The organism is Burkholderia vietnamiensis LMG 10929, from assembly GCF_000959445.1.
GTDB lineage: Bacteria > Pseudomonadota > Gammaproteobacteria > Burkholderiales > Burkholderiaceae > Burkholderia > Burkholderia vietnamiensis.
On record NZ_CP009630.1, the window covers coordinates 1247416 to 1270612 of the forward strand.

Annotated in this window: 19 protein-coding genes; 6 read left to right on the forward strand and 13 right to left on the reverse strand. The window is 68.0% G+C overall.

Going from position 1 to position 23197, the window contains the following annotated elements; genetic code table 11:
* Window positions 1–3: 3 nt before the first annotated feature.
* The 3 genes from hpaE to AK36_RS05655 are packed head-to-tail and all read right to left on the reverse strand — an operon-like array spanning window position 4 to window position 2946.
* On the reverse strand, window positions 4–1467 hold the full coding sequence (gene hpaE / locus AK36_RS05645; RefSeq protein ID WP_045578060.1) for a 5-carboxymethyl-2-hydroxymuconate semialdehyde dehydrogenase: 1464 nt from the start codon (window positions 1465–1467) through the stop codon (window positions 4–6).
* A gap of 22 nt (window positions 1468–1489) precedes the next feature.
* Complete coding sequence (locus AK36_RS05650; RefSeq protein ID WP_045578061.1) at window positions 1490–2254, reverse strand: fumarylacetoacetate hydrolase family protein; 765 nt, start codon at window positions 2252–2254, stop codon at window positions 1490–1492.
* Entirely contained in the window at window positions 2251–2946 is a 696-nt protein-coding gene (locus tag AK36_RS05655) for a fumarylacetoacetate hydrolase family protein (RefSeq protein ID WP_045578062.1), read from the reverse strand. Before AK36_RS05655 ends, AK36_RS05650 begins: the two co-directional genes overlap by 4 nt.
* A gap of 152 nt (window positions 2947–3098) precedes the next feature.
* On the opposite strand from AK36_RS05655, the gene hpaR reads away from it, so the two are divergent.
* Window positions 3099–3539, forward strand: a complete 441-nt coding sequence (gene hpaR / locus AK36_RS05660) for a homoprotocatechuate degradation operon regulator HpaR (protein ID WP_011882085.1) — start codon at window positions 3099–3101, stop codon at window positions 3537–3539.
* Between the two features lie 82 nt (window positions 3540–3621).
* Here the strand turns inward: hpaR and AK36_RS05665 are convergent, their stop codons facing one another.
* Window positions 3622–4827: an SDR family oxidoreductase gene (locus tag AK36_RS05665; RefSeq protein ID WP_045578063.1), complete on the reverse strand. Its 1206-nt coding sequence runs from the start codon at window positions 4825–4827 to the stop codon at window positions 3622–3624.
* Window positions 4828–5389: 562 nt separating this feature from the next.
* On the opposite strand from AK36_RS05665, the gene AK36_RS05670 reads away from it, so the two are divergent.
* Window positions 5390–5737: a DUF3564 family protein gene (locus AK36_RS05670; protein ID WP_045578064.1), complete on the forward strand. Its 348-nt coding sequence runs from the start codon at window positions 5390–5392 to the stop codon at window positions 5735–5737.
* A gap of 363 nt (window positions 5738–6100) precedes the next feature.
* Window positions 6101–8005 carry a peptidoglycan D,D-transpeptidase FtsI family protein gene (locus tag AK36_RS05675; RefSeq protein ID WP_045578065.1) on the forward strand — a complete coding sequence of 635 codons (1905 nt, stop codon included), beginning with the start codon at window positions 6101–6103 and terminating at the stop codon, window positions 8003–8005.
* A 489-nt stretch (window positions 8006–8494) separates the two neighbouring features.
* Here the strand turns inward: AK36_RS05675 and AK36_RS05680 are convergent, their stop codons facing one another.
* The 5 genes from AK36_RS05680 to AK36_RS05700 all read right to left on the reverse strand — a co-directional run bounded on the left by AK36_RS05680 (window position 8495) and on the right by AK36_RS05700 (window position 15304).
* Complete coding sequence (locus tag AK36_RS05680) at window positions 8495–10210, reverse strand: cation:proton antiporter domain-containing protein (protein ID WP_045578066.1); 1716 nt, start codon at window positions 10208–10210, stop codon at window positions 8495–8497.
* 204 nt (window positions 10211–10414) lie between these two features.
* Window positions 10415–11839 carry a c-type cytochrome gene (locus tag AK36_RS05685; protein WP_045578067.1) on the reverse strand — a complete coding sequence of 475 codons (1425 nt, stop codon included), beginning with the start codon at window positions 11837–11839 and terminating at the stop codon, window positions 10415–10417.
* Complete coding sequence (locus AK36_RS05690) at window positions 11836–13614, reverse strand: GMC family oxidoreductase (RefSeq protein WP_034193481.1); 1779 nt, start codon at window positions 13612–13614, stop codon at window positions 11836–11838. The genes AK36_RS05685 and AK36_RS05690 overlap by 4 nt, the downstream gene beginning before the upstream one ends.
* Window positions 13614–14354, reverse strand: a complete 741-nt coding sequence (locus AK36_RS05695; RefSeq protein ID WP_045578068.1) for a gluconate 2-dehydrogenase subunit 3 family protein — start codon at window positions 14352–14354, stop codon at window positions 13614–13616. Before AK36_RS05695 ends, AK36_RS05690 begins: the two co-directional genes overlap by 1 nt.
* Window positions 14355–14887: 533 nt before the next feature.
* Window positions 14888–15304 (reverse strand): DUF3995 domain-containing protein, encoded by a 417-nt coding sequence (locus AK36_RS05700; RefSeq protein WP_014724998.1) that lies wholly within the window; start codon window positions 15302–15304, stop codon window positions 14888–14890.
* Between the two features lie 322 nt (window positions 15305–15626).
* Between AK36_RS05700 and ald the strand changes: the two genes are divergently transcribed.
* Entirely contained in the window at window positions 15627–16742 is a 1116-nt protein-coding gene (gene ald / locus AK36_RS05705; protein WP_011882076.1) for an alanine dehydrogenase, read from the forward strand.
* A gap of 66 nt (window positions 16743–16808) precedes the next feature.
* Here the strand turns inward: ald and AK36_RS05710 are convergent, their stop codons facing one another.
* Window positions 16809–17201, reverse strand: coding sequence for a TraR/DksA family transcriptional regulator (locus AK36_RS05710; protein ID WP_011882075.1), 393 nt, complete (start codon window positions 17199–17201; stop codon window positions 16809–16811).
* Between the two features lie 335 nt (window positions 17202–17536).
* On the opposite strand from AK36_RS05710, the gene AK36_RS33900 reads away from it, so the two are divergent.
* Window positions 17537–17710: a hypothetical protein gene (locus AK36_RS33900; RefSeq protein WP_014724999.1), complete on the forward strand. Its 174-nt coding sequence runs from the start codon at window positions 17537–17539 to the stop codon at window positions 17708–17710.
* A gap of 142 nt (window positions 17711–17852) precedes the next feature.
* On the opposite strand, the gene AK36_RS05715 is transcribed toward AK36_RS33900, so the two are convergent.
* From AK36_RS05715 to AK36_RS05725, 3 genes are all read right to left on the reverse strand, one after another.
* Complete coding sequence (locus AK36_RS05715; protein ID WP_052691546.1) at window positions 17853–19025, reverse strand: glycosyltransferase family 4 protein; 1173 nt, start codon at window positions 19023–19025, stop codon at window positions 17853–17855.
* Between the two features lie 154 nt (window positions 19026–19179).
* The gene (locus AK36_RS05720) at window positions 19180–20586 is read right to left on the reverse strand and encodes an undecaprenyl-phosphate glucose phosphotransferase (protein WP_045578436.1); all 1407 of its coding nucleotides are present in this window, start codon (window positions 20584–20586) and stop codon (window positions 19180–19182) included.
* An 11-nt stretch (window positions 20587–20597) separates the two neighbouring features.
* Window positions 20598–21380: a Crp/Fnr family transcriptional regulator gene (locus tag AK36_RS05725; RefSeq protein ID WP_011882072.1), complete on the reverse strand. Its 783-nt coding sequence runs from the start codon at window positions 21378–21380 to the stop codon at window positions 20598–20600.
* Between the two features lie 957 nt (window positions 21381–22337).
* Between AK36_RS05725 and AK36_RS05730 the strand changes: the two genes are divergently transcribed.
* On the forward strand, window positions 22338–23078 hold the full coding sequence (locus AK36_RS05730; RefSeq protein WP_011882070.1) for a Crp/Fnr family transcriptional regulator: 741 nt from the start codon (window positions 22338–22340) through the stop codon (window positions 23076–23078).
* The last annotated feature ends 119 nt before the right edge of the window (window positions 23079–23197 follow it).

Here is a 23197-nt window from a genome sequence, read left to right on the forward strand (position 1 = left end):
CGGTCACACGCCCCAGCGCGGAATGTGATGCGAGCCCATCGAGATGCAGACGTTCTTGATCTCGGCGAACACCTCGAAGCTGTACTCGCCGCCCTCGCGGCCGGTGCCCGACTCCTTCACGCCGCCGAACGGCTGGCGCAGGTCGCGCACGTTCTGGCTGTTGACGAACACCATCCCGGCCTCGATCCCGCGCGCGAGCCGATGCACCTTGCCGACGTCCTGGGTCCAGAGGTAGGACGCCAGGCCGTAGCTGGTCTCGTTGGCGAGCCGCAACCCGTCGTCCTCGTCGTCGAACGGAATCAGGCACGCGACCGGCCCGAAGATCTCCTCCTGCGCGATGCGCATCCGGTTGTCGACGTCGGCGAACACGGTCGGCCGCACGAAGTTGCCGTTGCGCAGATGGGCGGCGAGGCCCGCCGGCGCTTGCGCGCCGCCCGCGACGACGCGCGCGCCCTCCTGCTCGCCGAGGCGGATATAGCCGGTCACCTTCTCCCAGTGCTGGCGCGTGATCATCGCGCCGAGCTGCGTCGCCGGATCGGCCGGGTCGCCCACCACCAGCCGGTTCGCACGCTGCGCGAACGCCTGCACGAAGCGGTCGTAGATCGTGCGCTGCACGAAGATGCGCGAGCCGGCCGTGCAGCGCTCGCCGTTGATCGAGAAGATCGTGAACAGCGACGCGTCGAGCGCGCGGTCGAAATCGGCATCGTCGAAGATCAGCACCGGCGACTTGCCGCCGAGCTCCATCGAATACTTCTTCAGGCCCGCGCGCTCCATGATGCGCTTGCCGGTGACCGTGCCGCCGGTGAACGACACCGCGCGCACGTCCGGATGGCGCACCAATGCGTCTCCGGCGGTCGCGCCGTAGCCGTGCACGACGTTCAGCACGCCCGGCGGAATGCCGGCTTCGAGCGCGAGACGCCCGAGCTGGTCGGCGGTCAGCGGCGACAGCTCCGACATCTTCAGCACGGCGGTGTTGCCGAGCGCGAGACATGGCGCCGTCTTCCACGTCGCGGTCATGAACGGCACGTTCCACGGCGACACCAGCGCGCACACGCCGACCGGCTGGTACAGCGTGTAGTTGAGCATCTGATCGTCGACCGGATACGTGCGGCCGTTCATCTGCACGCACACCTGCGCGAAGAAGTTGAAGTTCTCGGCCGCGCGCGGAATCAGCTGCTTGCTCGTCTGCGCGATCGGCAGGCCGGTGTCCTGCGTCTCGAGCGCCGCGAGCATCGGCACGTGCTTCTCGATCAATTCAGCGAGCCTGCACATCAGCTTCGCGCGCTCCCGGGCCGGCGTGTTCGCCCACTTCGGAAACGCCGCCTTCGCCGCGCGCACCGCCGCATCGACTTCGGCGTCACCGCCCGACGCGACGTCGGCGATCACGTCGCCGGTTGCCGGGTTCAGCGTCGTGAAGGTGTCGCGGCTCGCGACTTCGCGGCCGTCGATCCAGTGCTTGATGGTCATCAGTGCTCCTCGCGCGACCGGCTCAGCCGGCGCGATAGTAGTCCGCTTCGCCGACGATCGTGTTCACCAGCCGGCCGATCCGTTCGATTTCGGTCACCACTTCGTCGCCGGGCTGCGTGTCCGCGAGCCCTTGCGGCGTGCCAGTGAGAATCAGGTCGCCCGGCGACAGCGTCATGAAGCCGCTGATGTGCTCGATCAGCGCCGGCACGTCGAAGATCATGTCGCGCGTGCTGCCGCGCTGCGTCTCCACGCCGTTGACCGTCGTGCGCAGCGTGAGGTCGCCGGCATCGCCGATCTCGTCGCGGCTCACGAGCCACGGCCCGAGCGGCGTGCAGGTGTCGCGGTTCTTCACGCGCAGGTTCGGGCGGTAATAGTTTTCGAGGTAGTCGCGGATCGCGTAGTCGTTCGCCACCGTGTAGCCGGCGACGCAGTCGATGGCCTGCGCGCGGCTCACGCGGCGCGCGGGCCGGCCGATCACGACGGCCAGCTCGCACTCGTAGTGCATGTGCGTCGCGTCCGTCGGGCGCACCGTGTGCGCGCGATGGCCGATGAACGTGTTCGGTCCTTTCAGGAAGATCAGCGGCTCGCTCGGCGCGTCGAACGCGAGTTCCTTCGCGTGGTCCGCATAATTGAGCCCGAGTGCGAAGGTCGTGCGCGGCACGACGGGCGGCAGCCACGTCACGGCTGCTTCGGCGAGCACGCGGCCGGTATCGAGCCGGATCGCGCCGTCGTCGGCCGGCTCGGCCGCATGCACGGCGCCGTTGTAAATCACGCGTGCGGTCTTCATTGCGCAGGCTCCGCGATCAGCGTATGCCGCAACGTGCCGAGGCCGGCCGCGGCGATCTCGATCGCGCTGCCCGCGCGCGCACGCGGTGCGCCGCCGGCGACGCCGAGCAGCAGCACGTCGCCCGCGTCGAACGACATGAAGGCCGTCACGTCGGCGATCAGTTCGCGCACCGGGCGAATCAGCGTGGCGGTCGAGGCGGCGGCGGCCGTGGCACCGTCGATCTTCACGCTCAGCGCGATCGCGTCCGCATCGGCGAGCGCGAGCGCGTGCGCCGGCACGATCGCCGGGCCCAGCGGGCAAAAGCCGTCGCGGCACTTGAAGCGCACCGCGGGCCGGTAATAGTCGGGATGCGGAATCGACACGTCGCTCGCGAGCGTGAAGCCGTGCAGGTAATCGAACGCATGCGCGGCCGGCACGCGCGTCGCGCGCCGCGAGAACACGACGGCCACCGACGCGCCGATTTCCAGCGCATCGACGCCGGCCGGCACGACGACCGCCGCACCGTCGCACGCATGCGTATTGGCCGGCTTGATGTACAGAACCGGCGCTTGCGGCGGCCGGCCATAGGGCGGCGCATGGACGGCGTCGCCGAGCGCGTCGAGCGCGCTGCGCTGGTTCAGCAGCGCGCCGTACACGGTGCCGATCGCGACCGGCAGCGGCGGCGCCCCGGCGGTCCTGCAAGACAGCTCCATGCGTCGTTCCCCTGCCGCGCGTCGCGGCGCATCGTCGATAATTAATATCTTAAGTACGCAATGAGCGGCTCACAACCTCGATTACCCTGATACGCGAAATTCATCTCCGGCCGCTGTTAAGATTGCCGCGTACCCGCCCACTCTCCACGCCGATGAACCGTACGCTAGACCATCGCAACCTGGCCATGCTGCTGCTCGAGGCACGCGAGACGCTGATGGGCATGTTCCGCCCGATTCTCAAGGAATTCGCGCTGACCGAACAGCAATGGCGGATTGTCCGCGTGCTCGACGGCGAACCGGCGCACGCGCTCGAGGCGGGACAGATAGCGCGGCGCTGCTGCATCCTGAGTCCGAGCCTGACCGGCGTGCTGGAGCGGATGGAGCGCGACGGCCTGATCACGCGCACGCGCGCGCAGGAGGATCAGCGCCGGCTGCTGGTGAGCCTGACGCCGCAAAGCAGGAAGCTGGTATCGGAAATCGGGCCGCGCATCGACGAGCAGTATCGTCTGCTCGAAGCACGGTTCGGCGCGGACGGCCTCGACGACATCTATCGCGCACTCGACCGGCTGATCGAACTCGGCAACGCGCCGTGACGCACGCCGGGCGGCGCGCCGCGGCCGATCCGCGACGGGCCGCTGGCGCGGCCCGAGCGAAGCGCGCGAACGGCGCGAACGATCAGTGCGGCGTGCCGCGCACCAGTTCGGTTACCGCGACACCGCGCGACGTGCGCATGCATTCCTCGACGTAATCGACGAACGGCAGCGGCTCGAAATCGATCTCGTCGCGCACGCGGCTGTTGTCGAACACGCGATCGACCGTCGCGAACTCCGCGCAGCGCTGCAACGCGCGGCCGATCACGCGCTCCAGCGCCGCATCGCGCCGCCCCAGCACGTCGCGCACCACCAGCGGCAATTCGGCCGGCGCACAGGCCGCGTAGCGCGGCGCGGCCGTCATGCCGGCCGCCTCGTCCATTGCGCGCACGATCTGCGCGACCTGCGGCGCCTCGTCACCGGCCGACACGTGGTACACGTCGTGCATCAGCGTCGGCTTCACGGCGAGCAGCATCGTCGCGCGCGCGACGTCGTCGACCGACACGATGTCGATGCGCGTCATCGGCCGCGCCGTGAAGCGGCGCGCCGCATGCGCGACGCGGAAGGTCCAGAACGAATTCGGCGCGGGCCGCGTGCCCAGCACCGTATGGCCGACGACGTGCGACGGCCGCACGACCACCAGCGGCAACCCGAGCCCGCGCAGCCGCTGCTCGGTTTCCGCCTTCGCGCGCAGGTAGTCGGCGGCGAGCACCGCGCCGGGCAGCGCGTGGGCGGCCTGCGCGGCTTCGCCCGCGCTGCGCGACTCCTCATGCACGAGGCCGCCGCGGCCCGCATGCGCGTAGGCGGTGCCGACGTAGACGAAACGCTGCAGTTGCGGCGCATCCGCGAAGCGCGCGGCGAAGCCGACCGAATCGGCGAGGTCGGCCTGCAGATGCGCGCCGCCGGCCGGCGACGCATGGCCCGCACAATGGATCACGTGCGTCGCGTCGGCCAGACGCGGCGCGTCGGCGCGCTGCCACACGTCGCCGAGTGCGCCGAGCGCGACGTTCGCGTCGCTCAGACGCGACGCCCAGTACGGCGCGAGCCCCGCGCGCAGCGCGGCTTCGCGCAGCCGCGCGAGCGCGTGGCCGCGGTCGTCCGCGCGCACCACGCAGACGATGCGTTCGAGCAACCCGGCGTTGACGAGCGCCGTCAGCACGCTGCTGCCGATGAAGCCGGTCGCGCCGGTCAGCACCAGCCGTCCGACGTTGGCCGCCGCGACCGGTGCGCTGGCGGGCGAGACGAGGCTCGTGCGCCAGTTGAGCGATAGCGCGGTTTTCCAGATCAGCACGATAGTCTCCTTCGAAAAATCGGCGCGGCGCCGCGCGGCCCCGGTTCACGGAATGCGCCTCGCGCCCGGCCGGCCGGGACTGGCATGGGTCCCGGGGCTCCCGATCCCGTTGCGCTGCCGCAGGGATATGCGTCGAACGCGTCTCGGCGTGGAAGGCCGTGGGACGCCACGGCGGGGCGTCCGCGACAGAGGATCGGAAACCGGCAGTGTGGGGCCCGATCGTCCGGATGTCTGTCCTGAAAGTTTCGTGAAAGTGTGAGGATTTGTATGCGTATGTCGGGGTATGTCGTGACAGCGCCGGCGCGACACTTCGACGCCGGTCGATCCGAGTCGTCGCATGTCCGGAGCCACTCGATTTTCCGCCGCGACGCACGGATCGCGCTACGGCGGGTCTTTGCCGGCGAGATTCGGATCTCGGCCGATTGTCAGACGTCGTTTCATGGCGTATACGAATGCACGCAATTCGATTTATTGAGGATTATCACTTGCGTTTCACCACAGTCTATCTAGACTGGTCAAACCAAAACGGTCGAACGTGTGATTTTCTTCAGGAGAGGATCCAATGCGCCTCACTATTCGTATTAATGGCAGCGACTCGGCAACCCGCCACGCTTACGCAGTGCTGTGGGTGGACACGGAGGAAGGGCTGTGGTCGCGCGAGGCACACGAGGGGATCGATCTTCCGAGCTGGGGCAAGGTGCGCCACGTCGAAGGCGCGATGGCACTGTGCGCGGCGGACAGCGGCAACGCAGTATGTCAGCTGAAGGGCCTGTCGTTCAGCGCGATGCAGCGCGATCATGGCCCTGCGGTGCTCGCCGGCGAGCATCCCGACGGAGCCTGGCGGCTGCAGGCGGTCGATCGTTCCACCGCGGAGCCGGAATACGAGGAATTTATTTCCGTCGCGCGTTAGTTTTTTTGACGGCAATCGTCTGCGGTTTTAGGGATATTCCCATTTCGCGATACGCGATATTAATTTCGATATTCATCAATAAGGCGCCTCTCGACGAGGCGCTTTTTCTTTTGGCGCGAGAAAACTAATCGGGGACGGGTAAATCCGCCCAGCTCGGCAATAACGGTTGGCGCGCAGGTCGCGGCTCGCGGCTCGCGCGCGGCTACGGAGCGCGTCCTTTCCGTCGTCCTCGTTGCGTATGCTGCGCGGCCAGCAGCGGCCGGCCGGCGGCTCACACTTTCCCCACGCGATGCTTACTAATTTATTACAATCACATTATTCAGACTGACCTGCCGCCGCCCGGCGGCCCGACCCGGCCCTTGCATGAGCGCAAAGAAGAAGACCCACCCCGCCGACCCGTATTCCGCCGCGACCAAGCATCCGATGCTGGCGTCGCGCTTGCCGATGTGGCGCTCGAAGTTCGTCGTGATCATGGTGTCCGCCGGCTTCGCCGCGCTGATCGGACGCGCATTCTGGGTGCAGGTCGCGAATCAGGACTTCTACGTCGGCGAAGGCCAGAAACGCTACCAGCGCACGATCGAGCTCGATGCGATGCGCGGACGCATCGTCGACCGCAACGGCGCGATGCTCGCCGTCAGCCTGTCGACCTACGAGATCTGGGCGAACCCGAAGCAGGTCGCCGAAATCGACTATCCGCAGATCGCGAAGATTCTCGACATGCCGCTCGCCGAGGTGAAGCGCCGGCTGCGCAACGATCGTACGTTCGTGCTGCTGAAGCGGCAGGTCGACGCCGACACCGTGAGCCGGCTCGACAAGCTGGCGCTCGACGGCATCACGCAGATCGCCGATTCGAAGCGCTTCTATCCGGAAGGCGAATCGGCCGCGCACGTGGTCGGCTTCACGAACGTCGAGGACAAGGGCCAGGAAGGCGTCGAGCTCGCGGCCAACGCGCGGCTGTCGGGCACGTCGGGCCAGCGCGAGGTGATCCGCGACCGGCTCGGCCGCATCGTCTCCGACACGCGCCCGCTGGTGCCCGCGCAGCACGGCGCGACGATCGAGCTGACGATCGACCGGCGGATTCAGCAGCTCGCCTTCAGCCAGCTCAAGGCGGCGGTGATCGAGAACAACGCGGTGGCCGGCAGCGTCGTCGTGCTTGACGCGCAGAACGGCGAGATCCTCGCGCTCGCGAACTACCCGACCTTCGATCCGAACGACCGTGCGCGGCTGACCGGTCAGCAATTGCGCAACCGCGCGGTGATCGACACGTTCGAGCCGGGCTCGACGATCAAGCCGCTGGTCGTCGCGCTGTCGATCGACGAACGCAAGGTCACGCCGAACACGATCGTCAACACGTCGCCGGGCACCTACAGGATCGGCCCGGCCGTGATCCACGACACGTCGAACCACGGCTCGCTGACGGTCGCGCAGGCGCTGCAGAAGTCGAGCAACGTCGCGCTCGCAAAGCTCGCGCTGAATCTGCCCGCCGAGACGATCTGGAACAAGTACCAGGAGTACGGGATCGGCCGTGCGCCCGAGTTGACGTTCCCCGGCGTCGCGTCGGGCCGCCTGCGCGGCTACAAGCGCTGGCGGCCGATCGAGCAGGCGACGATGGCCTACGGCTACGGGCTGTCGATGTCGCTGCTGCAGATCGCGCAGACGTACACCGCGTATGCGGGCGACGGGACGCTGCATCCGGTGTCGCTACTGAAGAACGGCACCGACCCGCACACGGCCGATGCGCATCGCGGCCATCGCGTGACGTCGCCGCAAACCGCGGCGGCCATCCGCTCGATGCTCGAGCTGGCCGTCAGCGAGGGCGGCACGGGGCGCCGCGCGCGCGTCGACGGCTACCGGATCGGCGGCAAGACCGGAACCGCGCGCAAGCAGGTGGGCACGGGCTATGCGAAGGGGAAATATCGCGCGTTGTTCGCGGGGATGGCGCCGATGAGCAACCCGCGCCTGATCGTCGCGGTGATGATCGACGAGCCGCGCGGCAAGGGCTATTACGGCGGCACGGTGGCCGGCCCGGTGTTCTCGTCGATCACGAGCGGCTCGCTGCAGTTGCTCGGCGTGCCGCCGGATGCGCCGCTCGAGACGGCGCCCGATGCACCCAATGCGCCGAACCGCGCAGCGGCGCGGCAAAAGACGGCCGCGGCAGCCGACTCGGCCGCGCCGCCGAAGACGTCAACCGCGCGGAAAGCGACTGCGCCGGTGACGGCGGACGCCGGACCGCGCGTGAGCTCCCGGACCGACGCCGCGGCGGGCTGAAGCCGGCTGGCGCGGCAGCGAGAGCGTGCCAGCGCGACGCTCCGCGTCGAACGCGTTGCGCTCGGGCTTCGGATGCTGGCCGCATTGCCGACGCCGCGCCCGCAGACGGCCCGCGTCCCGCGCCGCACGATCCTGTGCCATGTGCTGCCGCCCGGCCGCACGCCCTTCGCCCTTCGCCCTTCGCCCTTCGCCCTTCGCCCTTCGCCCTTCGCCCTTCGCCCTTCGCCCTTCGCCCTTCGCCGCTCGCCGCTCGCCGTTCGCCACGATCCACGATCCACGATCCACGATCCACGATCCACGATCCACGATCCACGATCCACGATCCACGATCCGCGATCCACGAGCTACGATCCGCGATCCGCGATCCGCGATCCGCGATCCGCGATCCACGAGCTACGAGCTACGAACTACGAGCTACGAGCTACGAGCAGCGAGCTACGAACGGCGAGCCACGAGCAGCAAGACACACGCCGCCCCACGCCACGCCCCTCAATGCGCAACCGCCGCAGGCCTGGCCATTCTGCCGAGCACGTGTTCGGTCATCGCGCGCGCGAGTTCGCTCTCGCTCATGAACACCGTGCCGACGCCCTCGCTCGACAGCAGGCCGGCCTCGTCGCTGCTGTTCGTGCACAACACGACCTCGAGCGCCGGATTCAGCGTGCGCGAAATCTCGACGATCTGCCGCACGTCGAACACGTCGGGCAGCGTGACGACCAGCATCCCCGCGCGCGCGATGTGCGCCTGCACGAGCACCACCGGCTCGATCGCGTCGCCCGACACGGCCGCGACGCCGTCCGCGCGCAGTTTCTCGACGAGCTCGCGGTTCTGCTCGACCACCACATACGCGATCCCGCGCTCGTCCAGCGCATGCGCGATGCGCGTACCGACCTTGCCGTAGCCGACGATCACGACCTGCCCGGTCAGGTGCGTCTGCGGCGTCGACATCGGCAGCGCGGCGAGCGGATCGTCGCGCGCCTCGAGCCTGCGCGCGAACGCGGAACGCTTGCGAATCCATGCGAGCGCCGGATCGATCATCGCGAACAGCAGCGTGTTCATCGCGATCGAGATCAGCGCGACCGCGAGTATCAGGCTCTGCCCCTCGGCCGACAGCAAGCCGAGCGCACGGCCGAGACCCGCGAGGATGAACGAGAACTCGCCGATCTGCGCGAGCCCCGCGCCGACCGTGAGCGCGGTGTTCAGCGGATACCGGAACGCGATCACCAGCGCGACGGCCGCCAGCGTCTTGCCGATCAGCACGATCGCCGCGACCTCGATCACGTGCAGCGGCTGTTCGATCAGCACCTTCGGGTCGAACAGCATCCCGACCGAAATGAAGAACAGCACCGAAAACGCGTCGCGCAGCGGCAGCGTCTCGTCGGCCGCGCGCCGGCTGAATTCCGATTCGCGCATCATCATGCCGGCGAAGAACGCGCCGAGCGCGAACGAGACGTCGAACAGCTTCGCGGCGCCGAACGCGATGCCGACCGCCGCGGCGATCATGCACAGCGTGAACAGCTCGCGCGACCCGGTGCGCGCGACGAGCCACAGGATGCGCGGGAACACGCGCTTGCCGACCACGAGCATCAGCGCGATGAACGCCGCCACCTTCAGCATCGTGACGCCGAGCGTGCTCCAGACGCCGCCGCCCGCCGCCTGCGCATCGCCGGGCGGCGTGCCGCCGAGCAGGCCCGCGACCGGCGGCAGCAGCACGAGCACCAGCACCATCACGAGATCCTCGACGACGAGCCAGCCGACTGCGATGCGCCCGTTGACCGTCTCGACGAGCCCGCGCCCTTCCAGCGCACGCAGCAGCACGACCGTACTCGCCACCGACAGCGCGAGGCCGAACACCAGCGCCGCGCCGACGCTCCAGCCCCACGCGAGCGCGAGCGCGCCGCCGAGCAGCGTCGCGACGGTGATCTGCACGACCGCGCCGGGCAGCGCGATCTTGCGCACCGCGAGCAGGTCGCGCAGCGAAAAGTGCAGACCGACGCCGAACATCAGCAGCATCACGCCGACTTCGGCGAGCTGCTGCGCGAGCGACAGATCGCCGACGAACCCCGGCGTGCCGGGGCCGATGACGATGCCGGCGAGCAGATAGCCGACCAGCGGCGGCATCCTGAGCAGCGACGCGAGATAACCGAAGACCATCGCGAGCCCGAAACCGGCCGCGAGCAGTGCAATCAGGCTGACGTCATGTGGCATCCCCTCTCCCAAGGTCTTGTAACTATTTAGTAAGGCTCAAAAACCAAAGGATACGGGATGGGACAAGGAAATGGCGCGCCGCCGCGAAAAATTCGCGGCCTGGCGCGCCATGGCGGCGTGGCAGCACGGTGCTGCGCACGGCGGCGGCCGGCCCGTCGCCGCAGCCGCACGCCGGCGAATACCGGCGCGCAACCGCCGCGCCCGTCAGCGCGACGCCTGCGGGAAGCGTGCGCCGGGGGGCGGCTCCGGTCGCGTCGACGGCACGCGCTTGCGCAGCTTCGCGACCTGCTCGGCCGTGATCGGCGTGCCGGAATTGCCCCAACTGGTGCGAACGAAGTTGGACACGTCCGCGACTTCCTGGTCCGACAGGCGCCAGCCGAACGGCGGCATCGTGAACGTCGACGGCGCGGTATGCGTGCCTTGCAGCGCGCTGCCCTCGAGCACCACGTGAATCAGCGACGTCGGATCGTCGCCCTGCACCACCGGGTTGCCGGCCAGCGCCGGGAATACGCGCGTGTAGCCGTGGCCGTCGCTGCGGTGGCATGCCATGCAGTTGTCGCGATAGACGGCCGCACCGGGCTTGCTCGCATCGCCAGCCCGCAGCGCGGTGGCGGCCGCCGCGTCGTACACGTGCGGCTGCTCGCCCTGCACGCGCGGCGGCAACGTCTTCAGATAGCGCGCGATCGCGGTCAGGTCGTCGTCGCTCAGGTGCTGCATGCTGTGGCCGACCACGTCCGTCATCCCGCCGAACGCCGCGGTGCGGAGCGTGCGGCCGGTCTTCAGGAACCGCACGATCTCGGTCTCGCTCCACGTGCCGAGCCCGGTGCGCGGCTCGCCGCGCAGGCTCGTCGGCACCCAGCCGTCGATCGCCGCGCCGCCGGCCAGGAAATCCAGACCGCCGGCGTCGGTCAGCGCGCGCTCCTGCATCGTCGCCGCGCGCGGCGTATGGCAGGCGCCGCAATGGCCCAGGCCCTGCACGAGATACGCGCCGCGCGCGACGACCGGATCGGCGTACTGCGCCGCATCGAACGGCTTCGGCGCCGGCGCGAACATCTTGCGCCAGAACCCCAGCGGCCAACGCATCGACAGCGGCCACACGATGTCGACCGCGCGGTTCTGCTGCTCGACCGGCGCGACGCCGTGCATGAAGTACGCGTACAGCGCCTTCACGTCGTCGTCGGACAGGCGCGAGTACGACGGATACGGCATCGCCGGGTACATCGTGTCGCCGTTCTTGCGCACGCCCTCGCGCACTGCCCGCGCGAAGTCGTCGAGCGTCCAGCCGCCGACGCCCGTGTTCCGGTCGGGCGTGATGTTGGTCGAATAGATCGCGCCGATCGGCGTGTCGAATTTCAGCCCGCCTGCGAACGGCTTGCCGCCGCTCGCGGTGTGGCACGCGACGCAGTCGCCGGCGCGCGCGAGGTACGCGCCGCGCTTGACGAGGTCGGCGTCCGCCGATTGCGCGGCGTGGGTTGCGGTGGGCGCTGGCGCGACCGATTGAGAGACAGGTTGCGCGACAGCCGGCGCACCCGCGACGCCGATCGCCGCCCATGCAGCGCCGAGCAACGCGGCGCGCCGCAGCGGAAACACGCGGCGCGCCGCGTTGCGAGGGTTCATCGTGCGGTTCATGCGGTCACCAGCGGGGCGGGATTTTTCAGGTACTGCTCGCGGATCGCACGCGCCGACCAGTAGGCCAGCGCGGCGACGATCCCGGTCGGGTTGTAGCCGATGCCTTGCGGCAGCGCCGACGCGCCCATCACGAACACGTTGTGCACGTCCCAGCACTGCAGGTAGCGGTTCAGCACGCTCGTCTTCGGATCGGTGCCCATGATCGCGCCGCCGACCAGATGGGTGGTCTGGTACGCGCGCGTATCGAAGTGCTTGCCGAATTCGCGCGTCGACACGCCGATCGCCTTCGGCCCCATGGCTTCCGCGATTTTCTTCATCTGCCCGGTCACGTACTGCGCCATCCTGATGTCGTTGTCCTTCCAGTCGAACGTCATGCGCAGCAGCGGCTGGCCATACGAGTCGCGATAGGTCGGATCGAGGTCCAGGTAGACGTCGCGGTACGACATGTTGGTGCCGTGCGCGTCCATCGAGATCGTGTGCGCGTAGCTGTCCTTCACGGCCTTCTTCCACGCCGAGCCCCACTGCGGCGTGCCGGGCGGCGTCGCGATGCCGCTGACCGGCTTCACGCCCGCCTGGTTCACCCACAGCGGCGAGCCGCCGACGAAGCCGAGCGGCCCGTGGTCGAAGTTGTCCGCATTGAAGTCGTCCACCGCGACGCCGTTGCCGCCCGCGCCGACGAACGGATTCGTGTACGTATCCTTGTCGAAGTACGCCTTGATGGTCGACAGGTTCTGATACGCGAAATTGCGGCCGACGACGCCCTCGCCCGAGATCGGATCGTACGGCTTGCCGATGCCCGACAGCAGCAGCAGGTGCACGTTGTGATACTGGAACGCCGCGACGATCACGAGATCCGCCGGCTGGTGAATCTCGCGGCCGGCCGGATCGACGTAGGTGACGCCGGTCGCGCGTTTTTTCGTGTCGTCGAGATCCACGCGCAGCACGTGGCACTTCGAGCGCAGCTCGAAGTTCGGCGTCTGCCGCAGCGCGGGCAGGATGTTCAGGTTCGGCGACGCCTTCGAGTACATGTAGCACGCGTAGCCGCTGCAATAGCCGCAGAAGTTGCACGGCCCCATCTGCACGCCGTACGGGTTCGTGTACGGCCCCGACGTGTTGGCCGACGGCAACCGGTACGGATGCAGCCCGAGCGACTTCGCGGCATCGAAGAAGCGCTGTGCCGAATAGGTATTGAGCTGCGCGGGCAGCGGAAAGTGGTCGCTGCGGTTCGCCTCGAACACATTGCCGTCGCCGACCACCTTGCCGCCGACCTGGTACGCCTGCCCCGACGTGCCGAACACCTTCTCCGCAAAATCGAAGTACGGTTCGAGCTCGTCGTAGCTGACGCCCGTGTCCTGGATCGTCATCCCGTCCGGGATGAACTTCTTGCCGTAGCGTTCTTCGTAGTGGCTGCGCAGCCGCAGTTCTTCGGGCGTGATCCGGAAGTGCACGCCCGACCAGTGCAGCCCCGCGCCGCCCACGCCCTCGCCCGGCAGGAACGCCGCCAGCTGCCGGTACGGCAGCGCGGTGTCCTGCACGCCGTGCCGGATCGACACGGTCGTCTTCGACAGGTCGAGGAACAGCTTCTTGCGCACGTTGTAGGTCAGTTCGTCGATCGTGTTCGGGTACGCGCCGTCCGGATAGGTGTCGCGATACTCGCCGCGCTCCAGCGCGACCACGTTCAGCCCCGCTTCGGTCAGTTCCTTCGCGAGGATCGCGCCGGTCCAGCCGAAGCCGACGATCACCGCATCGACGTGCGGCTTGTGTTCTGCGGCCATCAGGTGCGCTCCCCGTTGATCGAAACTGGGCCGTACGGATACGGCTTGCCGTTCTGGTTGACGAAGTCCATGAAGTCGGCGCGCGCGCCCGGAAAACCGATCATCTTCCACGCGGCCATGTCGCGATTGCCGCCGTGCACCGGATCGCAGAAATACCCTTCGCGCGTGTTCTGCAGCAACTGGCCGAAGAACACCGCGGACGGCACGTCGTCGATCGGCGTCGCGCCCTTCTCGAGCGCGCCGAGCACGCTATCGCGCGTGGGCGCGTCGAGATCGGCGAAGGCCTTGCCGTGCGCCTTCTCGCAATAGCGGTTGACGGCCGCGATGCCGAGCCGGTAGATGTCGCGCGGCACGAGCTTCAGCTGGTAGCCGAGCTCGGGCACGCCCTGCTGGAACGGCCCCTGCATGTACCAGGTCGCGCCGTGCGCATACGGCGTTTCCATCTGCCGGTCGATGAACTCCGGCACGCCGGTCTCCAGCGCGCCGGGGCCTTCCGCATCGGCCGGAATCAGACGGTCGACGGCGGCCTGGACGAACGCCCACTCCTTCGCGTCGAAGAAGGTCGGCTTGTACGGCGCGCGTTCGGCGCTCGCCGATGCCGCGGAGGCCGCGCCGGACGGGCTGCCGGAAGATGGCGGCGAGCGCAGATCGCAGCCTGCGACCGAGGCGATCGGCACGAGGGCGACCGACGTGCGCAGGAAGCGGCGCCGCGAGTTGGATTTGTCGGTGGGCGTGGACATGGTCGGGATGTTGATCGTTGGGGGCGAGATCCGGGAAGGCGCGTTCCGCATGCGGCATGCCCGGCACGGCAGCCATGCCGCGTGCGGCCGGCCGTCCTGGATTGGCAACACTGCGAACCTCGGCGCGTCCGGCATCGGCCGGACGCCGCACGCGGTGCGTCAATGCCCGCGCGCGGCGTGCCGGCTGCGGCCCGCCGCGCATGGTCGGCCTCTTCGCGGGCCTATCGTCTGGCAAACGCACGGCTATTGCCGTCATCCGCCCTCATCGCCCTTCCCCCGAATTACCTCGAACGCCGCGCCCGCCACCGGCAAGCGCGACGCGCACGGCCCTCGTCAGGGGCAAGCGACGTGCTGCGCATTATAAATGGAACCGGTTCCATTGCAAAATGAGTTCGAGGCATGCCATTGCATCGCGAAGCGCAACAGTTGAAAAATGGCGCGGCGCGATCGCCGGCCGCCGCAGCGCGAGACGGCGGGCGGCAGGCAGGAGCGCGCCAGCCGGATGGCTCCGGTCGACCCGGCGCGCGCGCCGCTCACCTCGCCCAGTACATCGACGCGAAAGCCAGCGCCAGCGCCACGCAAAGCGGCGAATAACACAGCGTGTCCATGCGCGCGAAGCGCGACCCGCGGACACGCTTGAAGAAGCCGACGTATCGGAAATCGCCGACCGCCCGAACCGCGAAAATGAGTGCGAACGCAACGATCGCGAACGCGGTCGCGCCGGGCAGAACCTTCGGCCCCAACCAGCCCGCGCGCGACGCGACCGCGGCGGCGCCGCACAGCAGCGCCGCCGCGACTGCGAGCGTGCCGCGCCGGGTCGGACGCAACAGCGGGACACCGTCCTGCTCCGGAATGGCCGCGCGCTTGCCGCGCTGTCCACCGAGCGCCCAGTAGACGTGAACGAGTGCGATCGCACAAAGCGTCGGCACGCTGAAGTACGCGCCGGTCATGTCGGTAGGGTCCCCTGTCTCATCTGGTCGTCGTGTGGTCGTGTATCGGTCGGGCATGGACCTGCCCGCACGCGCGCGCCTGCGCGTGCCCCCGAGACGATACCGAAATCGCGCGCGGCCTGCAGTGTGGCGTCCGGTCGCAATCGGACACGCGGACACGCGCATGCTGCGATGCGGTGCGCATCCGCGCGCGCGGGGCCGGCACTTGACTTCCCACCGGCCACCACTACCCTTTGATTGCAATCGCGCAATCGCGCCGGTGCATGCGCAACCGCCGCGCGCCCGGCACGACCGCGATGACGAAAGATCATGGAGACGACTCATGCTGATCGGCGTGCCGAAGGAAATCAAGAACCATGAATATCGCGTCGGCCTCACTCCGGCCGGCGCACGCGAGCTGGTGCGCCACGGCCATCGCGTGCTCGTGCAGCGCGGCGCGGGCACGGCGATCGGCCTGCTCGACGACGACTACGCAGCCGCCGGCGCCGCGCTCTGCGACGACGCGCGCGACGTCTTCGCGCGCGCCGACCTGATCATCAAGGTGAAGGAGCCGCAACCGGCGGAATGCGCGATGCTGCGCCGCGGGCAGATGCTGTACACGTACCTGCACCTCGCCCCCGATCCCGAACAGGCGGCCGCGCTCGTGAAGTCGGGCGCGGTCTGCATCGCGTACGAAACCGTGACCGGCGTCGGCGGCGGACTGCCGCTGCTCGCGCCGATGAGCGAGGTCGCGGGGCGCATGTCGATGCAGGTCGCGGCCGCCTGCCTGGAGAGCCCGCGTGGCGGCCGCGGCGTGCTGATGGCCGGTGTGCCGGGCGTGCCGGCCGCGCACGTGGTCGTGCTCGGCGCGGGCGTCGTGGGCACCGGCGCATTGCAGATGGCGGTCGGCATGGGCGCCCGCGTCACCGTCCTCGACACCAACGTCGCGCGGCTGCGCCAACTCGATCTCGTGTTCGCGAACCGGATCTCGACCGTCTGCTCGAACACGCACACCGTCGAAGAAGCCGTGCGCGACGCCGACGTGGTAATCGGCGCGGTGCTCGTGCCGGGCGCGTCGGCGCCGCGGCTCGTCACGCGCGACATGATCGCGACGATGCGCACGGGCGCCGTCGTCGTCGACGTCGCGATCGATCAGGGCGGCTGTTTCGAGACGTCACATGCGACGACGCATGCGCAGCCGACCTTCGTGGTCGACGGCGTCGTGCATTACTGCGTCGCGAACATGCCGGGAGCGGTCGCGCGCACGTCGACGTTCGCGTTGAACAACGCGACGCTCGGCCATGCGCTCGCGCTCGCCGACAAGGGCTGGAAACGCGCGATGACCGACGACCCGCATCTGCGCGCGGGCCTGAACGTATGCGACGGACACATCACCTACGAGGCCGTCGCGTTCGCGCTCGGGCTGCCGTACGTCCCTGCTGAAGACATGCTGGGTTGATTGCGGAATCGGGCGACGCAACCGGGTGCCGGCGGTCGCCCTCTTCGCCGCCATCGGCCGCCGACGTCACAGCGATGCGCGCGGTGTCGTCGCGTAACGGCGCTCGTATACGGACTGGCAATGCGTGCAACGCTCGGCCGTCGGCCGCGCGAGCAGACGTTCATAGCCGACCGCGGCGTCGCAATCGACGCATTCGCCGTAGCTGCCGTCGCGCATGCGCTGCTGCGCGCGGTCGATCGCACGCAGCTCGGCCAGCTTCATCCCGATCAGTGCGTGATCCACGTCGACGAACAGATCGGCGTTGGCCTCGTCTCCTTCGTCCGGCGCGGCGCCGGCGAGGTCCGCATAGGAGGTCGACGCGCGCTGATCCTCGCTCGTCCGAATTTCCGCGCGCAACGCCTGTTCGCTTTCCGTCAGCCGCTGCTGCAACGTCTGCCGTTGTTGGGGGTCGAGCGCCATCGCCGTGTCTCCTGTTCCGGGTTCCGCGCGACGCTGCACGTCGCGCGGCGGTCGCCGGTCACGGCGGGCCGGATTGCCCCGTATGCCGCGCCCGGAGGTGCGCCCGGGCGCTCGAAGCGCCGGACGTTCGACGCAGCATAAACCCATTGAACGCGGACGTGTTGACCTGCATCTGCAACCGCGCGCGTTGCACGGAAACCGGGGCCGGAGGCGACGGGCCGATGCGCGCCATTCGTATGACGCTCCCGCCGTTGAGGTCGATCAATTCCCTGCTGAAACTTGCGACATAGATTGACAGCATGTGCGGTATATCCGCGGCTCTGCGGGAGAACGTCATGCTGTTCGGCGTCGTGGTCTGGGTGGCACTCGCGGTCTTCGTCCCGACCGTGGTCGTGCCGACGGTGCAGCACGCGGTGCAGCCATCGGGCCCGCAAGCCGCGCCCGACGCGCGCCCCGCAGGCGCGCCCGCCGTGCTGCCGGCGAGCGGGCGGTCGAACGAGGACGGCTGAGGCGAACGCGTCGGCTCGTTACGCCGACGCTCGGCGGTTCGCGACGCAACACGTCACGTCGATCATTCGGATGGCTATCGGTCTCGGCGAATTCCCAGCGCACCGTGTGATCCACCCACGAGCGCGCCGCACCGCAGCTGCATCACGTCACCGCATCCGCCCGCAGGATCTCGAGCAAAGCCCGCGCCGAGCGCTGCCAGCTGTATCGCTGCGCGTGTTCGCGACCCAGTACGCGTAGTCGATCCCGCAGTTCGGCATCGTCCATCACGCACGCGATCGCCGCCGCGATATCGGGCGGCGAATACGCGTCGCAGAACAGCGCCGCGCCGCCGCACACCTCCGGCAGCGATCCCTCGTGTGACGCGATGACCGGGCAACCGCATCGCATCGCCTCGAGCGGCGGCAAACCGAAGCCTTCATACAGCGACGGAAACACGAACGCGCCGGCGTTCGCATACAGCGCCTTCAGTTCCCCGTCTGTCACGTAGCCGGCCCATGTGACACAAGGGTCGTCTTCGCGCAGGCCGGCCTCTCGCACGCCGAATATCTTCGCGTTGGCGCCGCCCGCGATCACGAAGCGCAACGTCGGGTGCGACTCGCGCATCAGCGCGATCGCGGCAAGCGCGCGCACGAGATTCTTGCCAGGCGCGAGCGAGCCGACGAACAGCACATAGCGGTCGGGTTCGAGGTTCAATCGCGACAGCACGCCGGGGTCGGCGTCGATCCGGTCGATATGATCGACCGCATTCGGCACGACCGACACGCGCGCCGGCGATATGCGCAACCTTGCGGCCAGCCGCGCGCGCGAGAAATGCGACACCGTCACGAGGTGGCGCGCGCGTCGCTTGATCATCCAGAACGCGAAGCGGTACCACAGCCGGAACGCGAGCGAATAGCCGTCGGGCAGGTCGAAAATCGCCGCGTCGTGAATCATGACCAGCTGATCGCGCTTGAACAGCGGGCCGATGTTGCACAGGCTCAGCAAGGTCCGGCCGCGCGTCGTGCGCGGCAGCGCCCACTGTTCCCACAGCGTGCCGCGCAGGTGCGTCGACGGCTGCGCGCGCGCGCCGGCCGGCAACGCGGCCGGGTCGTGATCGGGCGGCACGATCAGCGACGGCGCATCGTCGGCGATCCGCGCGAGCTCGCAGGTCAGCTCGTACGCGGTGCGCTGCACGCCCGTCATGCGCTGGGCCGTGAATTTTCCGTTGATGACGAGGCCGCGCGCGCGCGCGGCATGCGCTGCTGCACCAATGCCCCGCTCCGTGCGGGCGTCCTGCAGCACGGCCCCGTTGCGCTCCCGAATCGACGTTGACATGATCGTGACTGTTCCGATGGCGGCGGCGCACCAGCGCGCCGCCGGACATCCCGCCGGGCGGGATGCTGCTATACGGCCAGTGTGTGCGCCGCGCGCGCGCCGGTCGGTACGTTCGCTCTCACAACGCCGCGGTTCCGGGCGGATTTTCGAGGCGTCAGAATGCGTTGCGGCCGATGAAGCCGCGCACGATCGTCAGCACGATGATCTTCATGTCGAACGCGAAGCTCCAGTTCTGCATGTAGAAGAGATCGAACTTCACGCGCGCCTCCATCGCCTCGACCTTGCGCGTCTCGCCGCGATAGCCGTTCACCTGCGCCCATCCGGTGATGCCGGGCCGCACGCGATAGCGGTACATGTAGCAGTCGATCAGCTGCCGGTAGAAGTCGTCGTGCTCGACCGCGTGCGGACGCGGCCCGACGACCGACATCTGCCCGCACAGCACGTTGAAGAATTGCGGGAGCTCGTCGAGCGACGTGCGGCGCAGGAATGCGCCGACGCGCGTGATACGCGCGTCGTGGCGCGACGCCTGCCGGATGACGCCCGGCTGTACGCGGTGCACGCGCATGGTCCGGAACTTGAGGATGTCGAATTCGCGGCCGTCGACGCCCTTGCGGCGCTGCCTGAACAACACCGGCCCGGGCGACGACAGCTTGACGGCGAGCGCCAGCACCGACAGCAGCGGCAGCAACGGAATCAGCACGCCGAGCGCGAACAGCCGGTCGAACGCGAACTTGGCCCACAGCTCGGGCGCGGCGCGCGGCGTGGTCGCCAGATTGATCGCCGGCATGCCGAGCACGTCGGTCGCGGAGCGCTCGACCACGGCCATCTGCCGCACGTCGGGCAAAAGCCGCAACTGCACGAATTCGTCGCGCAGCTCGCGCACGATGCGCTGGATCCGCCACTCATGCGACATCGGCAGCGTGAGCCACACCTCGTCGATCCGTGCGCCGCGGATCATGTCGCGCAAGGTATCCCAATCGCCGATCACCGGCACGCCGCCGATGCCTGCCGCATTGGCCGGCGCTTCGTCGTCGAAAACGCATGCGGCGACGAACGGCCCGCCTGGCGTCAGCTGCATCCGCTCGACCGCCACGCGCCCGTATGCGGTCGCACCGACGACGGCGACGCGGCGCCGGTGCACGTGCGAGTCGTCGCGCGTCAGCACGAACGCGAGCAGCATCGCGCGGCCGATCAGCACGGCGGCGTCGCCGGCGAGCACCGTGCGCACGATCCAGCGGGTGTTCACCGTTGCGCTGCGATTCATCAGCCACATCGTGCCGGCCACCGTGAGCGCGCTCGCGCACACCAGCGCCAGCGCCGTGCGCGTGAGCACGTGCGGGCCGTCCGGCACGGCCACCCCGTTGCGCACGGTCCGCACGTAACGCGGCAGCAACGCGACCGTCAGCACGCACAACAGCGCGATCGCGCCGTGCTGCGCATCGGACAGGTCGCGCCATCCGAGGCCGGCCGCCCGCTGTGCGGCAAGCGCCCCGGCCAGCACGAGCGCAACGTCGGCCGCCGCGATCGCGGCACGCCGCAACGCATTCGCTCCTCCGGACATCGACTGCATCGTCACGCACCGTGCGCCGGATAACGGCTCTGCAGTTCCGGCATGCGCGCGCGCAGCGGCGCGGGCGTTGCATTCGTGCGCGTGCCGAGCAGGCGCCGATAGTCGGCGCGAATCAGGTCGTAGCATTCGCACGCGTGATGTTCGAGACCATGGCGGTCGAGCACCGTGATACGGCCGCGGCGCTGCCGGATCAGCCCGGCTTCCTGCAGGTCGCCGGCCGCTTCGGTCACGCCTTCGCGCCGCACGCCGAGCATGTTCGCGATCGTCTGCTGCGTGACGGCCAGCTCGTCGCCGTCGATGCGGTCGTGCGCGAGCAGCAGCCAGCGGCTCAATTGCTCGCTGACCGAGTGATGCCGGTTGCACAGCGCGCTGCGCGAGATCTGCGCCATCGTGGCCTGGCTGTAGTTCAGCATCAGGCGATAGGTCGCCGCGGACCGTTCGAATTCCGCGCGCATCACGCAGGTCGGCACGCGATACGCCATGCCGGCGGCGCGCACTTCGACGCGGCTCGACACGGCCACGCCACCGACGAGCGTCGCGAGACCGACCGCGCCTTCGCGGCCGACCACCGCCACCTCCACCATCGCACCGTCCTCCATCAGGTGCTGAACCGACATCATCGCCGTCGTCGGAAAGTGCAGATGACGCATCGGTTCGCCGACGCGATCGAGCATCCCGGCCTTGATCCTGACCAGTTCGAGGTGCGGTGCGATCGCATGAAGGGTGTCCTCCGGCAGCGCATCCAGAATGGCATTGGCGGAGTAACTCGAGTGAAGATGAAGCATGGCTGTATTCCTTTTATTGTCCGCGCCGCGCGCAGCCGCGGCAGCGAAGCTCGTTATCGCGATGCGCGTCGACGGCGACGCAGGTTGAGGCCCACAACCCTCGCTCCGATCGACCCTCGGCTTTCCACCGCCTCCGGAAATCGGCAATCCCGTTTCGACACGCCCGCTCGAATAAGCGATTTACGTGCCAATACCCGTCCATCCTTAATATATGAATGACGACCGCATTAGAACGACGGATTAATCGCGCTGAAACTTCAAAAAATGTCTCATTTCCGGACACCCCCACGCGTCGCGGACGCGGCAGGTGATTCGACTGATCAATAAGCGCCGCGCGCGGCCGGGTGGCCGACGCGCTTCCGCGACGGCTTGCCGGTCAAATACTTACGACGCGTTTTCATTTGATTCCATGATGTCCGGGCGACCCGCAGGCGGCCATCACGCGACTCGAAAGGTCGTTTGAAACTGTCTCAAAATTGATTCGATCGCTTGATTTACGGGCTTGTAACCTAGCGCACATACATATCGCAACACCTTGATTCTATTGTTGAACTTCAAGTCAATATCTCAATTGTCAAACAATGTTCAACGCCTTTTATATTTTTTCCTGTAGCATGCGAAGCGACGCTCAATTGATTCACGATCGGTACTTCATTCCGGAGCGAGCATCCCAATTCGTGCGCGACGGGCAAATTATGGATAACCAAATCTTGGGCTCCATATGACAGTTCCTTACCGACGTCCGAAGCGTCAAACTTTGTGAAGTGACGTAATACGCAATTGAGGGAATTCAATTGCGTGCTAGCTTTTTTAGCCATAGACATTCCAATTCCGACGAACAGAAATCGAACGTTCGTGCCGAATCCGCGCGGATACACGGCACGAAGTCGATTGCTCACCCTATGAGGATGCGCCGTGACTCTTCAGGCCAATGACGCCGTTGCCGCCCCGAGCGGCATGATCGAGCTCTCCCACAGCTTCGACGCGAACCGGTTCATCGCGGCGCTCGACCGCGACGAACGCGCGGCGCTGGTCGCTCACCTTCAGCTGGTTCACCTGAGATCCGGTCAGGTGCTGTGCGAACCCGGCGAAATGCTGAGCGCCGTCTATCTGCCCGTCACGACGGCCGTTTCGTTGCAGTACGTATCGTCGGGCGGCATGACGCTGGAAGTGGCCGAGATCGGCAGCGAGAGCATCGTGTGCGACGACGTGATCGGCGGCAGCGGCAGCATGCCGTGCCGCGCGGTCGCATGCCGCGACGGCTTCGTCTATCGGCTCGACCGGCGCGTGTTCGCGCGCGCGTTCGACGCGTCCCCGGTGATTCGCCATCTGGTGTTCGTGTGCGTGCGGCTGCTGATGGCGCAGGTGTCGCAGATCACGTTCTGCAGCCGCCACCATGTGCTCAAGCACCAGTTGTGCAGATGGTTCCTGCTCGCGTACGACCGCTCGCGCAGCATCGAGATCCAGGTGACCCACAGCATGCTCGCGCAGATGCTCGGCGTGCGGCGCGAGACGGTCACCGACGCGGCGGGCGAAGTCCAGAAGCTCGGCCTGATCCGCCAGTATCGAAGCTCGATCGTGCTCGCGAATCTCGGCGGCCTCGAGAAGATGTCGTGCGGCTGCCGCGCGATCGTGCGCGACGAGATCAACCGGATCCTGTCGGCCGACTCGGGCGTGACGACCGCCGCGCGCGCTTGACCGATTCGGCATTTCGGCGCGCCCGGTCGATCGCGTTCAGCCGACTGTAGGGTGGCGAACAGAACGTCGTGCATGCGGATGGTCTACTGATGCCGGACTGCCGGGGGGATGTCAGCGCG

Bases quoted from the DNA above. Each gene is read 5' to 3' on its own strand.
- ald (WP_011882076.1), top strand. From the start codon at position 15,627: ATGCTGATCGGCGTGCCGAAGGAAATCAAGAACCATGAATATCGCGTC.
- hpaR (WP_011882085.1), top strand. From the start codon at position 3,099: ATGAACCGTACGCTAGACCATCGCAACCTGGCCATGCTGCTGCTCGAG.
- AK36_RS05650 (WP_045578061.1), bottom strand. From the start codon at position 2,254: ATGAAGACCGCACGCGTGATTTACAACGGCGCCGTGCATGCGGCCGAG.
- AK36_RS05725 (WP_011882072.1), bottom strand. From the start codon at position 21,380: ATGCTTCATCTTCACTCGAGTTACTCCGCCAATGCCATTCTGGATGCG.
- hpaE (WP_045578060.1), bottom strand. From the start codon at position 1,467: ATGACCATCAAGCACTGGATCGACGGCCGCGAAGTCGCGAGCCGCGAC.
- AK36_RS05695 (WP_045578068.1), bottom strand. From the start codon at position 14,354: ATGTCCACGCCCACCGACAAATCCAACTCGCGGCGCCGCTTCCTGCGC.
- AK36_RS33900 (WP_014724999.1), top strand. From the start codon at position 17,537: ATGCTGTTCGGCGTCGTGGTCTGGGTGGCACTCGCGGTCTTCGTCCCG.
- AK36_RS05690 (WP_034193481.1), bottom strand. From the start codon at position 13,614: ATGGCCGCAGAACACAAGCCGCACGTCGATGCGGTGATCGTCGGCTTC.
- AK36_RS05675 (WP_045578065.1), top strand. From the start codon at position 6,101: ATGAGCGCAAAGAAGAAGACCCACCCCGCCGACCCGTATTCCGCCGCG.
- AK36_RS05730 (WP_011882070.1), top strand. From the start codon at position 22,338: ATGATCGAGCTCTCCCACAGCTTCGACGCGAACCGGTTCATCGCGGCG.
- AK36_RS05680 (WP_045578066.1), bottom strand. From the start codon at position 10,210: ATGCCACATGACGTCAGCCTGATTGCACTGCTCGCGGCCGGTTTCGGG.
- AK36_RS05655 (WP_045578062.1), bottom strand. From the start codon at position 2,946: ATGGAGCTGTCTTGCAGGACCGCCGGGGCGCCGCCGCTGCCGGTCGCG.
- AK36_RS05715 (WP_052691546.1), bottom strand. From the start codon at position 19,025: ATGTCAACGTCGATTCGGGAGCGCAACGGGGCCGTGCTGCAGGACGCC.
- AK36_RS05720 (WP_045578436.1), bottom strand. From the start codon at position 20,586: ATGTCCGGAGGAGCGAATGCGTTGCGGCGTGCCGCGATCGCGGCGGCC.
- AK36_RS05710 (WP_011882075.1), bottom strand. From the start codon at position 17,201: ATGGCGCTCGACCCCCAACAACGGCAGACGTTGCAGCAGCGGCTGACG.
- AK36_RS05670 (WP_045578064.1), top strand. From the start codon at position 5,390: ATGCGCCTCACTATTCGTATTAATGGCAGCGACTCGGCAACCCGCCAC.
- AK36_RS05685 (WP_045578067.1), bottom strand. From the start codon at position 11,839: ATGAACCGCACGATGAACCCTCGCAACGCGGCGCGCCGCGTGTTTCCG.
- AK36_RS05700 (WP_014724998.1), bottom strand. From the start codon at position 15,304: ATGACCGGCGCGTACTTCAGCGTGCCGACGCTTTGTGCGATCGCACTC.